This is a genomic window from Pseudomonas simiae, from assembly GCF_000934565.1.
GTDB lineage: Bacteria > Pseudomonadota > Gammaproteobacteria > Pseudomonadales > Pseudomonadaceae > Aquipseudomonas > Aquipseudomonas simiae.
In genome coordinates this window covers 562933-575710 of sequence record NZ_CP010896.1, presented here as the reverse complement: position 1 = coordinate 575710, position 12778 = coordinate 562933, and the positions used below count along the sequence as shown (strand labels likewise).

General features: G+C 61.1%; 12 protein-coding genes. 1 reads left to right on the top strand and 11 read right to left on the bottom strand.

Annotated elements, in window-relative coordinates; translation table 11 throughout:
- Nucleotides 1-13 precede the first annotated feature (13 nt).
- The 10 genes from PF1751_RS02500 to PF1751_RS02455 all read right to left on the bottom strand — a co-directional run bounded on the left by PF1751_RS02500 (nucleotide 14) and on the right by PF1751_RS02455 (nucleotide 10946).
- A complete protein-coding gene (locus PF1751_RS02500; protein WP_010213606.1) occupies nucleotides 14-1201 on the bottom strand; it encodes an ATP phosphoribosyltransferase regulatory subunit in 1188 nt (395 codons plus the stop codon).
- A 294-nt stretch (nucleotides 1202-1495) separates the two neighbouring features.
- A complete protein-coding gene (gene hflC, locus PF1751_RS02495) occupies nucleotides 1496-2362 on the bottom strand; it encodes a protease modulator HflC (protein ID WP_010213607.1) in 867 nt (288 codons plus the stop codon).
- Entirely contained in the window at nucleotides 2362-3537 is a 1176-nt protein-coding gene (gene hflK, locus PF1751_RS02490; protein WP_010213608.1) for an FtsH protease activity modulator HflK, read from the bottom strand. The genes hflC and hflK overlap by 1 nt, the downstream gene beginning before the upstream one ends.
- A gap of 96 nt (nucleotides 3538-3633) precedes the next feature.
- Nucleotides 3634-4935 (bottom strand): ribosome rescue GTPase HflX, encoded by a 1302-nt coding sequence (gene hflX, locus PF1751_RS02485; protein WP_010213610.1) that lies wholly within the window; start codon nucleotides 4933-4935, stop codon nucleotides 3634-3636.
- A gap of 12 nt (nucleotides 4936-4947) precedes the next feature.
- On the bottom strand, nucleotides 4948-5208 hold the full coding sequence (hfq, locus tag PF1751_RS02480) for an RNA chaperone Hfq (protein WP_003171355.1): 261 nt from the start codon (nucleotides 5206-5208) through the stop codon (nucleotides 4948-4950).
- A 95-nt stretch (nucleotides 5209-5303) separates the two neighbouring features.
- Complete coding sequence (gene miaA / locus PF1751_RS02475) at nucleotides 5304-6275, bottom strand: tRNA (adenosine(37)-N6)-dimethylallyltransferase MiaA (RefSeq protein WP_010213612.1); 972 nt, start codon at nucleotides 6273-6275, stop codon at nucleotides 5304-5306.
- Complete coding sequence (mutL, locus tag PF1751_RS02470; protein ID WP_010213614.1) at nucleotides 6275-8191, bottom strand: DNA mismatch repair endonuclease MutL; 1917 nt, start codon at nucleotides 8189-8191, stop codon at nucleotides 6275-6277. Before mutL ends, miaA begins: the two co-directional genes overlap by 1 nt.
- Complete coding sequence (locus tag PF1751_RS02465; RefSeq protein WP_010213615.1) at nucleotides 8191-9612, bottom strand: N-acetylmuramoyl-L-alanine amidase; 1422 nt, start codon at nucleotides 9610-9612, stop codon at nucleotides 8191-8193. The genes mutL and PF1751_RS02465 overlap by 1 nt, the downstream gene beginning before the upstream one ends.
- A 15-nt stretch (nucleotides 9613-9627) precedes the next feature.
- The gene (tsaE, locus tag PF1751_RS02460) at nucleotides 9628-10098 is read right to left on the bottom strand and encodes a tRNA (adenosine(37)-N6)-threonylcarbamoyltransferase complex ATPase subunit type 1 TsaE (protein ID WP_010213616.1); all 471 of its coding nucleotides are present in this window, start codon (nucleotides 10096-10098) and stop codon (nucleotides 9628-9630) included.
- Nucleotides 10086-10946, bottom strand: coding sequence for an NAD(P)H-hydrate dehydratase (locus tag PF1751_RS02455; RefSeq protein ID WP_010213617.1), 861 nt, complete (start codon nucleotides 10944-10946; stop codon nucleotides 10086-10088). The genes tsaE and PF1751_RS02455 overlap by 13 nt, the downstream gene beginning before the upstream one ends.
- 63 nt (nucleotides 10947-11009) lie before the next feature.
- On the opposite strand from PF1751_RS02455, the gene queG reads away from it, so the two are divergent.
- Nucleotides 11010-12074, top strand: coding sequence for a tRNA epoxyqueuosine(34) reductase QueG (gene queG, locus PF1751_RS02450; RefSeq protein ID WP_010213618.1), 1065 nt, complete (start codon nucleotides 11010-11012; stop codon nucleotides 12072-12074).
- Here queG and PF1751_RS02445 read toward each other — a convergent pair.
- Nucleotides 12071-12688 (bottom strand): trimeric intracellular cation channel family protein, encoded by a 618-nt coding sequence (locus PF1751_RS02445; protein WP_174555606.1) that lies wholly within the window; start codon nucleotides 12686-12688, stop codon nucleotides 12071-12073. The two genes, queG and PF1751_RS02445, sit on opposite strands and share 4 nt — an antisense overlap.
- Nucleotides 12689-12778: the final 90 nt, after the last annotated feature.

Here is a 12778-nt window from a genome sequence, read left to right as displayed (position 1 = left end):
CCGGCAGGAAAACTCAAGAAGCCAGTGGCGATACTTGCCAAAGCCCGTTCTGCAGAATCAATTGCCGGTCGCAGTCCGCTTCACGGGCGGCGGCCAATGGTTGCCCAGGCAAAGCCTGGACGACACGCTGACCCTCACTGCGCAACTGGCAAACCTGCTGCCAGAGTGCTGCGTCCGTACTGTCGGGCATCCAAATGCCACCAGACGGTAGCTCGACCTCAGCACGCCCCAGGGTCACCAGGGTTTTCAAATCGGTGGAGAAACCAGTGGCCGGACGCGCCCGACCGAAGTCGGCGCCGATATCGTCATAACGACCACCTTGGGCGATGGCCTGGCCAACACCCGGTACAAATACCGCGAACACCACACCAGTGTGGTAGTGGTAGCCGCGCAACTCACCCAGATCAAAGTACAGCGGCAGCTCCGGGAAGCGCGCCGACAACTGCTCGGCAATCGCCAGCACGTCGTCCAGCGCAGCCAGTACCGGCGCCGGCGCGTTGGCCAGGCGCTGACGCGCGGCGACCAGCACTTCACGGCCGCCGCACAGGTTGACCAATGCACGCAGCATGTCAGCCAGATCGGCAGGCACACCGGCGGTCAGGGCGATCACTTCATCGATGGCCTTGCGTTGTAAGGCATCGAAGAGCTGCTGTTCCACTTCACCGGACAAACCGGCCGCACGGGCCAGGCCACGGTAGATACCCACGTGTCCCAGGTCCATGTGAACATCCGGCACATCGGCCAATTGCAGCATGGCCAGCATCAAGCTGATCACTTCAACATCGCTGCTCGGGCTGGCATCGCCGTACAACTCGGCGCCCAGCTGGATCGGGCTCCGGGACGACGACAACGCACGCGGCTGTGCATGCAGCACGCTGCCGGCATAGCAAAGACGGCTCGGACCTTCGCGGCGCAGGGTATGCGCATCGATACGCGCCACTTGCGGCGTGATGTCGGCACGGAAACCCATTTGCCGGCCCGATTGCGGGTCGATGACCTTGAAGGTGCGCAGATCCAGGTCCTGGCCCGCGCCGGTCAGCAGGGATTCCAGGTACTCGATATGGGGGGTCACGACAAACTCGTAACCCCAGCTCTGGAACAGATCCAACACCTGGCGACGCGCTACTTCAATGCGCGCAGCTTCTGGTGGCAGTACTTCTTCGATGCCATCTGGCAGCAGCCAGCGGTCTACCGTTGCCATTACGCCATTCCCCTTTGATCCGGGCGGCCAGCCCTCGGCCGAGCCTTGAGTGAAGCAGAAAACACCCGCCCCCTGCATAAACCACGCGCAAGAGCGACGTGACGAACGGCCTGTAATCGGCCTCGTCGGGCACTTTCCTCGAAAAACCTGTCACGCCTGCCGAATCAAACATGCAGACGCAAAAAAGCCGGGAATTTCCCGGCTGCCGCATCATACACCCGTTTTCTGAAAGGATCACCCCGCCAGGCGTTTTAGCCGCCCGACGGAGATGACACCTACAGAATCACAGGCTGGTTACTTGGACTTTTCCAGGTAGCGGAAGAAGTCGCTGCTTGGGTCCAGCACCATGACGTCGGTTTTGTTCGCGAAGCTTTCACGGTAGGCGCGAAGGCTACGGTAGAACGCGTAGAACTCCTGGTCCTGTCCGTAGGCCTTGGCGTAGATCGCCGCCGCTTGAGCATCGCCATCACCACGGGCCTCTTCAGACTCGCGATAGGCTTCGGCCAGCAGGACACGGCGCTGACGGTCGGCATCCGCTCGGATGCCTTCTGCCAACTCGTTACCCTTGGCGCGGTGCTCACGGGCTTCACGCTCACGCTCGGTGCTCATCCGCTCGAACACGCTGCGGTTCACTTCCTTCGGCAGGTCGATAGCCTTGACCCGGACATCAACCACTTCGATGCCCAGCTCTTTTTCCGCCATCGTGTTCAGCGAACGGGTGATGTCAGCCATCAGCGCATCACGCTCACCGGAAACCACCTCATGCAGGGTGCGCTTACCAAACTGGTCACGCAGGCCCGACTCCAGACGGCGCGACAAACGCTCGTCGGCAATCTGCTTGAGGCCGGAGGTCGCAGTGTAGAAGCGCTCGGCATCCTTGACGCGCCACTTGGCGTAAGCGTCAACCATCACGGCTTTCTTTTCCAGGGTCAGGAAGCGCTGTGTCGGTGCATCCAGGGTCATCAGGCGGGCGTCGAACTTGCGCACCTGGTTGACGTAGGGGACTTTCACATGCAGGCCCGGCTGGACATCCGCCTGGACCACGCGACCGAATTGCAGCAGCACCGCACGCTCGGTCTGAGCCACGATGTAGAAGCAGTTCCAGGCAGCGATGACCACGACGACGCCCACAATCAGGGCGGTCAGCGATTTATTGCTCATCAACGACTCTCCCTGGTACGTGTTTGCTGTTGCAGCAAGTCAGCGGCCGCACGGGCGCTCGCTTCGTTGGCAGCGGCAGTGGAACCGGTGGACGGTGCGCTGGTGCTGCTACGACCACCTTCGATCATCTTGTCCAGCGGCAGGTACAGCAGGTTGTTCTGCCCACCTTTGCTGCCGGTCACGAGAACCTTGCTGGTGTTGCTGAAGACTTCCTGCATGGTGTCCAGGTACAGACGCTCACGCGTGACTTCTGGCGCCTTGCGGTACTCGGCGACCAACTTGGTAAAGCGATCCGCCTCACCCTTGGCACGAGAGACCACTTCGTCGCGATAACCGTTGGCGTCCTCGAGGATGCGCTGGGCCTGACCACGGGCTTCCGGCACGACGCCGTTGGCGTAGGTTTCAGCCTGGTTGCGCGAGCGCTGCTCGTCTTCACGGGCACGGATCACGTCATCGAAGGCTTCCTGTACTTCGCGCGGTGCGGCTGCGCTCTGTACGTTCACCTGGGTGACGGTAATACCGGTGCGATAGGTATCGAGGAACCGTTGCAGGCGCTCCTTGATCTCGCTGGCCATCAATTCACGCCCTTCGGTCAGCACCTGGTCCATCGCGGTAGAACCGACGACATGGCGCAGGGCACTTTCGGTAGCGTGTTGCAGGCTGATTTCCGGCTGATCAACGTTCAGCACGAAGTCCTGCAGGTTGCTGATCTTGTACTGCACGGTCAGCGGCACTTCGACGATGTTCTCGTCTTCGGTCAGCATCTGGCCCTGCTTGGTGTAGGCACGCTCACGCGTGACGTTTTCCATGTACTTCTTGTCGATCGGCGGGAAATAGATGTTCAGGCCAGGGCCGACAGTCTCGTAGTATTTGCCGAAGCGCAGCACCACGGCTTGCTCCTGCTCGTCCACCACGTAGACGGCGCTGTACAGCCATACGGCCGCCAGCACGACAAGACCCAGGCCCAGCAGGCCATAGCCGCCGCCCTTGCTTGTGCGACCACCGTCGTCACCACCCCGTTTTTTTCCACCACCGAACAACCCATTCAGGCTTTCCTGCAGCTTTCGGAAGGCCTCGTCGAGATCTGGTGGCCCCTTGCGGTCGCCATTATTGCGGCGTTTACCACCCCAAGGATCCTGATTATTCGAGTTGCCACCCGGCTCATTCCAAGCCATAGCGCTCTCCATCTGATAAAGCAAAGACGCACCCACGGCGCGCCGACCAATGCTACAGAATGCCTGCCACCGCGGCACAACCGCTTTAGGAGGCTTTTATTGCAAAGTGTGTTGTTCGATGAACTCTGCCGGTACAACGCCTTCACGGCTGACCAGCCGATTCAGCTCCGAGCGCGGCAATCGAACGGCCAGCAAGCTGACACCTTCTTCGTCGTGTTCTTCTTTCTGCACCGCACCCAGCTCGAAAAACTGTGCACGCAGTCGAGCAAAACGCTGGGGCAAGCGCAAGGTGCCGACGAACAAATCGCTGCCAAGCAACTCGGCAATGGCTTGTTCAAGCAACTCAAGACCACTGCCATCACGCGCCGACAGCCAGACCCGCTGGGGCTTGCCGTTCTCATCGCGCTGGATTTGTGGCTCAACGCCTTCAAGCAAATCGAGTTTGTTATAGACCTCGAGGATCGGCAAGTCCTGGGCACCGATCTCGCCCAGTACCAGCATCACCTGTTCAATCTGCAACATGCGATCCGGTTCGGCCGCATCGATCACGTGCAACAGCAGGTCGGAGTTGCTCGACTCTTCGAGCGTAGACCGAAATGCCTCGACCAGCTTGTGCGGCAAGTGACGAATGAAACCTACGGTGTCGGCCAGGACAATCGGCCCCAGGTCGTCCAGATCCAGACGACGCAAGGTCGGGTCGAGGGTGGCGAACAGTTGGTCGGCCGCGTACACGTCCGATTTCGTCACGTTATTGAAGAGTGTGGATTTGCCGGCGTTGGTATAGCCCACCAGCGACACGGTCGGGATATCCGCACGGGAACGACCCCGTCGTGATTGCTCACGCTGGCTGCGTACCTTCTCCAGGCGACCCTTGATCTGGCGCAGGCGAACCCGCAACAGGCGTCGGTCGGTTTCGAGCTGGGTTTCACCCGGACCACGCATGCCGATGCCGCCACCTTGACGCTCAAGGTGAGTCCAGCCGCGGACCAGGCGGGTGCTCATGTGATCAAGCTGGGCCAGTTCGACCTGGAGCTTGCCTTCATGGGTACGGGCGCGCTGGGCGAAAATATCGAGAATCAGACCGGTACGGTCGATCACGCGACACTCGAAGACACGTTCGAGGTTACGTTCCTGACTGGGCGTGAGGACGTGATTGAAGATCACCAGATCGGCTTCTTCGGCGTGCACCAGGTCGCGCAGTTCCTCGACCTTGCCGCTGCCAATCAGGAATTTGGCGGTTGGCCGATGACGCGGTACGTTAAAAAACGCAACGGTCTCGGCGCCGGCCGAATTTGCCAACTCCTGAAACTCCTGCGGATCTTCGCGCGCCTCAGGGTCCTGTCCATCCAAGTGAACGAGGATTACTCGCTCACCACCACCGTGGCGCTCAAAGAACAAAGGAGACTCCTATCAGGCGTTACCTGGCTCAGCGTCAGCTGCATCATCACCTGCTGCGCTAGGCAGACGGATTGGACGAACTGGAACGACTGTCGAGATAGCGTGCTTGTAGACCATCTGGCTGACGGTGTTCTTCAGCAGGATCACGAACTGGTCGAACGACTCGATCGTGCCCTGCAGCTTGATACCGTTGACCAGGTAGATGGAAACCCCCACTTTCTCTTTACGTAAAGTATTCAAGTAAGGGTCTTGTAGCGAATGCCCTTTTGACATGTGCCGCACTCCTTTAAGGATCAATAATAAAAAAATCGGAAAATAGATAGCTTATGGCCGTCACACCCCCAAGGATAGACGGCAATTGCAGGGACTCAGCTCAATATGGAGACCGTTCCCAAGTATTTCAAGGCGCGTGACAGATTGTCGCTGTCCAGACTGTCCAGCCAGTGCAAATCGCTCCAGCTGCGCAACCAGGTGAACTGGCGTTTCGCCAATTGGCGCGTGGCAATGATGCCGCGTTCCTGCATTTCGGCTGACGTCAGCTTGCCATCCAGATGATCCCAGACTTGACGGTAGCCTACAGCACGTATCGAAGGTAACCCTGGGTGCAGGTCACCTCTGGAACGCAGAGCTACGACCTCGTCCACAAACCCCTGTTCCAACATAATTGTGAATCTTTGTGCAATTCGTTCATGCAGCACCTGGCGATTTGCCGGAGCGATGGCCAGATTCGCCACAGTATAGGGCAATTGTGATGCGCCAGATGCGCCTGCGTCAGCACTTTGCGCACTTTGTTTCAGCCGGTGTTCAGTCATGGTCTGCCCGCTGACACGCCAGACCTCCAAGGCGCGAGTGAGGCGCTGGGGGTCATTGGGGTGAATGCGCGCGGCAGATATTGGGTCTACCGACGCCAACTGGTCGTGCAAGGCTTGCCAGCCAAGGCGTGCAGCCTCTTCTTCCAGTTCGGCGCGCACCTGGGCGTCGGCCGGCGGCATGTCCGCCAGGCCCTCCTGCAAAGCCTTGTAATAGAGCATCGTGCCGCCCACCAGCAGCGGAATATTGCCTCGCGCGGTGATGTCAGCCATGGCAGCCAGGGCGTCTGTGCGAAAATCCGCGGCCGAATAGCTCTCTGACGGGTCGATGATGTCGATCAACTGATGCGGATACTGGGCCAGCAGCGCTTTTGATGGCTTGGCGGTGCCGATGTCCATGTCCCGGTAAACCAGGGCCGAGTCGACACTGATCAGCTCGCACGGCAGCACCTTGGTCAGCTCGATGGCCAGGTCGGTCTTGCCGGCGGCCGTAGGGCCCATCAGGAAGATGGCGGGGGGCAAGGCACTCATCAACGGCCGCGCAGGAAGAGTTTGTCCAGATCGTCCAGGCCCATCTGGGTCCAGGTCGGTCGGCCATGGTTGCATTGCCCGCTGCGTTCGGTGTTTTCCATGTCGCGCAGCAGGCCGTTCATTTCCGGCAAGGCCAGGCGGCGATTGGCGCGAATGGCACCGTGGCAGGCCATGGTGCCGAGCAGTTCGTTGATGTGGGCCTGGATGCGGTCACTGGTGCCGTATTCCATCAGGTCAGCCAGTACGTCGGCCACCAGCCGGTTGGCCTCGGCCTGCTTGAGCAGCGCAGGAATCTGACGGATGGCCAGGGTTTCCGGGCCCAGGCGCTGCAGTTCGAAGCCCAGCTTCTGGAACACGCTGTGGTGCTCTTCGGCACAATCGGCCTCGCGCTGGCTGACTGCCAGCGACTCCGGCACCAGCAGCGGCTGGCCGCTGAGGCCTTCGCTGGCCATGGCAATCTTGAGGCGTTCGTACATGATCCGCTCGTGGGCGGCGTGCATGTCCACCAGCACCAGGCCATGGGCGTTTTCCGCCAGGATGTAGATGCCCTTGAGCTGCGCCAACGCGTAGCCCAACGGCGGGATATCTCCACCGCCTTCCGGCAGGGCAACCGGCGCGCCCGGTTCAGCACCCGGCAGCGGCGCGAAAAACTCGCGGTAAGCAGCCTGGGCCTCAGCCACCGGCACCGCCGACTGTGGACGCGGGGTGTATTGGTATTGATAACCCGAGCCGGCGCCGGCATTCGGCGCGGTATAGGACGGTTGCGACTGCGGCGATTGCAACAGGTTGGCCGCCAGGCTCATTTCGCCCTGGGGGCCAAACTCACCGGCTTGCGGGCCACTCGGGCGGACCACGGCCGTCACAATGGGCGCGGCCAATTGATCGTCTGGGCGCACATCACCCAGGGTGCGGTGCAAGGTGCCATAGAGGAAGTCGTGCACCATGCGTCCGTCACGGAAGCGCACTTCGTGCTTGGTGGGGTGCACGTTAACGTCCACCACCGACGGGTCGACCTCAAAAAACAGCACAAACGTTGGGTGCCGCCCGTTGAACAGCACATCGCGATAGGCCTGGCGCACCGCGTGGGCCACCAGTTTGTCGCGCACCGCACGGCCATTCACAAAGAAATACTGCAAGTCCGCCTGGCTGCGGGAGAAGGTCGGCAAGCCGACCCAGCCCCACAGCCGCAGGCCATTGCGTTCGATTTCAATCGGCAGCGCCTGCTCCAGGAACCCCGGCCCGCAGATCGCCGACACACGGCGAGCACGCGCGGCGTCATCGTGGGCTTCGTGCAAACTGAGGATGGTCTTGCCGTTATGACGCAAGTGAAACGCCACGTCGAAGCGGGCCAAGGCCAGGCGTTTGATGACTTCCTGCAGGTGATCGAATTCGGTTTTTTCGGCCTTGAGGAATTTACGCCGCGCCGGGGTGTTGAAGAACAGGTCGCGCACTTCCACCGAAGTACCGACGGGATGGGCTGCCGGCTGGACCCGAGGTGCCATGTCGCGACCTTCGGTTTCCACTTGCCAGGCCTGCTCGGCGCTGCGAGTGCGAGACGTCAGGGTCAGGCGCGCCACAGAGCTGATAGAGGCCAGGGCCTCACCGCGAAAGCCCAGGCTCATCACCCGTTCCAGGTCTTCCAAGTCGCGAATCTTGCTGGTGGCGTGACGCGCCAAGGCCAGCGGCAAGTCGTCGGAAGAAATGCCGCTGCCATCATCACGCACCCGCAGCAGCTTGACGCCGCCCTGCTCCACGTCGACATCAATGCGCTTGGCGCCGGAGTCGATGCTGTTTTCCAGCAGTTCCTTGATCACCGATGCCGGACGCTCCACAACCTCGCCCGCCGCAATCTGGTTGGCAAGACGTGGGCTCAGCAGTTCGATGCGTGAGCCGTTGTCCAGAATGGATTCGCTCATTACTGTGCCGCCAATTCAGTGCCAGGGATGGTCAACACCTGGCCGACTTTCAATTCATCCGTCTTCAGGTTGTTGGCGCTGCGCAAGGTAGCGGCCGACACCTGGAAACGCACGGCCAGCATGGCCAGGGTGTCGCCGGGCTGCACGCGATGGTCGCGCGGGCCCTGAGCGATTTTCCCGGAGTCACGCAGCCAGGCGATATAGGTGCCCGGTGGCGGATTCTGCTGGAAGAACTGGCGAACACCGGCGCTGATGGAACGCGCCAGCGCCTGCTGGTGGCTGCCGGTCGCCAGTTTCGAGGCTTCGTTGGAATTGGAGATAAAGCCGGTTTCCACCAGGATCGAGGGGATGTCCGGCGATTTCAGCACCATGAAGCCCGCTTGCTCTACGCGCTGTTTGTGCAGCGGCGTAACGCGGCCGATATTGCTCAGGACCTTCTGGCCGACGTTCAGGCTGGACGTCAGCGAAGCGGTCATCGACAGGTCGAGCAACACACCGGCGAGCATTTTGTCCTTGTCATCGAGTGATACGTTGCCGGCTCCGCCGATCAGGTCGGAACGGTTTTCACTGTCGGCCAGCCAACGCGCGGTCTCGGAGGTAGCGCCGCGATCCGACAGGGCAAACACCGAGGCGCCAAAGGCTGCGGCCGAAGGCGCGGCGTCGGCATGGATCGACACGAACAGGTCGGCGCCCTTCTTACGGGCGATTTCGGTACGGCCGCGCAATGGAATGAAGTAGTCGCCGGTACGGGTCAGCTCGGCGCGGTAGCCTTTCATCGCATTGATCTGACGCTGCAGTTCACGGGCAATCGCCAGTACCACGTCTTTTTCATGCTGACCGCGTGAACCGGAGGCACCCGGATCCTCACCACCGTGACCAGCATCGATCACCACGATAATGTCGCGCTTGCCGGCCGGAGCCGGTGGTGGCGGAGGCAGCTTGACCTGCGGTTGCGACGGATTGACCGGAACCGCCGGGACAGTCGCAACGCTCGGGGGCGGTGCAGGTGGCGGGTTGGCATCGGCGGCATTGTCGAACAGGTCGACCACCAGTCGGTTGCCGTACTGGGCGTTAGGCGCCAGGGAGAAGCTTTTCGGGGTCACGACCTTTTTCAGGTCGATCACCACGCGCAGGTCGGTCGGTGTCCGTTGGGCCGAGCGCATGGCGGTAATCGGGGTATTGGCGGTGGACACTTTCAACGGCGCGGCCAGGGTCGCGCCGTTGATGTCGATCACCAGGCGATCGGGCGCCGTCAGGGTAAAGACGCTGTGCTGGACCGGCCCAGACAGGTCGAACACCAGTCGCGTGTTATCCGGCGCTCGCCACAGGCGCACACTTTTTACCTGTGAAGCAGCCAGAGCATTGACAGTCATTGCCGCAAGCAACACCCCCACGACAGCAACCAACGCGCGAAAGCGCATACCTAACCCCACCAATTATTTGAATTCCAATGCCAAAGCGGCGCACCACGACTGGCCGCGCGCGCTCTGGGGCAACAACTTCAACTGACGCCCGTGCTCATGCGGCGTAATGGTAATGGTCATGTCAGGCTTTGGCAAAAAGCCTGTGCCTTTATCTGGCCACTCAATCAGGCACAACGCATCGTCATCGAAGTAATCCCGGATCCCCATGTATTCCAACTCTTCGGGGTCCACCAGACGATAGAGGTCAAAGTGGAAGGCGCGCACCGCACCGATTTCGTAGGGTTCGACCAGGGTGAACGTAGGGCTTTTTACTGCCCCAGTGTGGCCCAACCCGCGGATAATCCCTCGGGACAACGTGGTCTTGCCCGCCCCCAAGTTGCCTTCCAGAAAGATCAGCCCTGTCCCCGCCGTCACCTGCGCAAGGCGTTGCCCGAACGCAACGGTGGCCTCTTCATCGGCCAGGAAAAGGATTACTTCAGACACGGCGACTGCTCCTCCAACAATTGACGAATGGCAGGTATCAAGTCGCTGGCAGCCAAGCCACGACCAAAGGTGCCCTGGCGATCGCCCGCCGTGGCGTGCAACCAAACCGCCAGACAGCTTGCCTCATAGGCCTGCATGCCCTGGGCCAGCAACGCGCCCACCAGGCCGGCCAGGACATCGCCCAGCCCTGCAGTTGCCATCGCCGGATGACCTTGTTCACACCGTGAAACTCGTCCGTCCGGGCTGGCAATCAAACTGCCAGCCCCCTTGAGGATAGCCACTGCATTGAATGTCTGGCTCAACGCGCGCGCCACCCTAAGACGATCGGCCTGAACCTCGGCTATCGAAATGCCCAACAACCGCGCGGCCTCCCCCGGATGCGGGGTGATCACGCAGTTGGCCGGCAAGCTGACGCTGCCGCTGGCGAGTTGGTTCAAGGCGTCGGCGTCCCAGACTTGCGGTTGCTTGGCGTTGGCGGCCACAGACAGCAGGCTTTTGCCCCAGGACGCGTCTCCAAGGCCAGGCCCGATCACAATGACCGAGATTTTTTCCAGCAGGCCCATCAGTTGGTTGGCCGAGCTCACACCCACCGTCATGACTTCCGGCAAGCGAGCCAAAGCAGCTGGCACGTGCTCCAGGCGCGTTGCCAGGGACACCATGCCCGCGCCACTGCGCAAGGCACTTTCTGCGCTCAGCAAGGCTGCGCCACCCAAGCCGCGGTCGCCACCTATGACCAACAGGTGGCCAAACCGGCCTTTATGGTCGTCCGGGGAGCGCGCCGCCAGCTGCGGCAAATGGCCGTGCAAGAGGGACTGTACGTCGGTTATTGCGTGTTTTGTCTGCGGCATGCGTCTTCGAGCTCCGATGTCTGGCAGAATTATACCTATCTAACCTGCGGTTTCCCTTGTCTCATGCCTGCCATCACCACCGATCTGCCCGCCCTCGCCCAATCGATCAAAGACTGGGGCCGCGAACTGGGCTTTCAACAAGTCGGCATCAGCGGCCTGGACCTCGCCGAGCATGAGCAGCACCTGCAACGCTGGCTCGACGCGGGCTACCACGGCGAGATGGAGTACATGGGCGCCCATGGCAGCAAACGCTCTCATCCCGATGAACTGGTGCCCGGTACCTTGCGCGTGGTGTCGCTGCGCATGGATTACCTACCGGGCGATACACAAATGGCCCAATTACTGGCCAAGCCGGAAAAAGCCTACATCTCGCGTTACGCCCTGGGCCGCGACTATCACAAGCTGATCCGCAAGCGCGTGCAGCAACTGGCCGACCGCATCCAGGCGCAGATCGGCCCTTTCGGTTTCCGCGCCTTTGTCGACAGCGCACCAGTGCTGGAAAAAGCCATCGCCGAAAAAGCCGGGCTGGGCTGGATCGGTAAAAACACCCTGGTACTCAATCGCAAGGCGGGCAGTTACTTCTTCCTCAGCGAGCTGTTTGTCGACTTGCCGCTGCCGATCGACGCGCCTCACAGCACTGAACACTGCGGCCGCTGCACTGCTTGCCTGGACATCTGCCCCACCAATGCCTTCGTCGGTCCCTATGTGTTGGACGCGCGACGCTGCATTTCCTACCTGACCATCGAGCTCAAACACGCGATTCCCGAGGACCTGCGCCCACTGATCGGCAACCGCGTGTTCGGCTGCGATGACTGTCAGATCGTGTGCCCGTGGAATCGTTTCGCCCGCGCTACCGGCGAAAGCGATTTCAAGCCACGCCACAATCTGGATAACGCAGAACTGGCCGAGTTGTTTATGTGGGACGAGGATAAATTCCTCAGCAGCACCGAAGGCTCACCGCTGCGTCGTGCCGGCTACGAGCGCTGGCTGCGCAATCTCGCGGTGGGCCTGGGCAATGCGCCGTCGAGCATTCCAGTGCTGGAGGCTTTGAAGGCACGCCGGGATTACCCGTCGGAACTGGTGCGCGAACACGTGGAATGGGCACTGAACCAGCACGCCAGCCGCTAGTGCACATCGTCGTTGTAGACGAACTTGGGCATTTCCCAGTGAAAACGGATCGCCAGCAGGCGCAGTAGAAAGCCGCTGAACAGGGTCAGCAGGATCGCTTGCTCGCTGGGCAGCTCCAGATAAAGGCACAGCATATAAAACCAGGCGGCGAGGAACGACACACTGGCGTACAACTCGCGGCGAAAGATCAGCGGGATGTCGTTGCAGAAGATGTCGCGCAGGATGCCGCCGAAGACCCCGGTGATCACCCCGCTGACCGATGCCACCAGCATGCCGTGGCCCATTTCCAGCGCAGTCATGCAACCGATCAGGGTGAAGGCCACCAGGCCCACGGCGTCCAGCGCCAGGAACAGCGAGCGCAGGCGGCGCATCAGCGGTGCGATAAAGATCGTCACCAGTGCGGCAATGGAGGTCAGCACCAGGTATTCCGGGTGCTTGACCCAGGTCAGCGGGTAGTGCCCAAGCAGCACATCACGCACCGAACCGCCACCCAACGCCGTCACACACGCGATCAGCACCACGCCGAACCAGTCCATGCCACGCCGTCCGGCCGACAGCGCGCCGGTCATGGCTTCGGCGGTGATGGCGATGAGGTAGAGCATCAGCAGCATGATGGCGATCCTTGCATTGAGGCCGGCAGTCTAATCATTTGCTGATGGCACCAAAAGAGGGCGCTTGGCGAAAGACCGCGTCGACCCTACCGC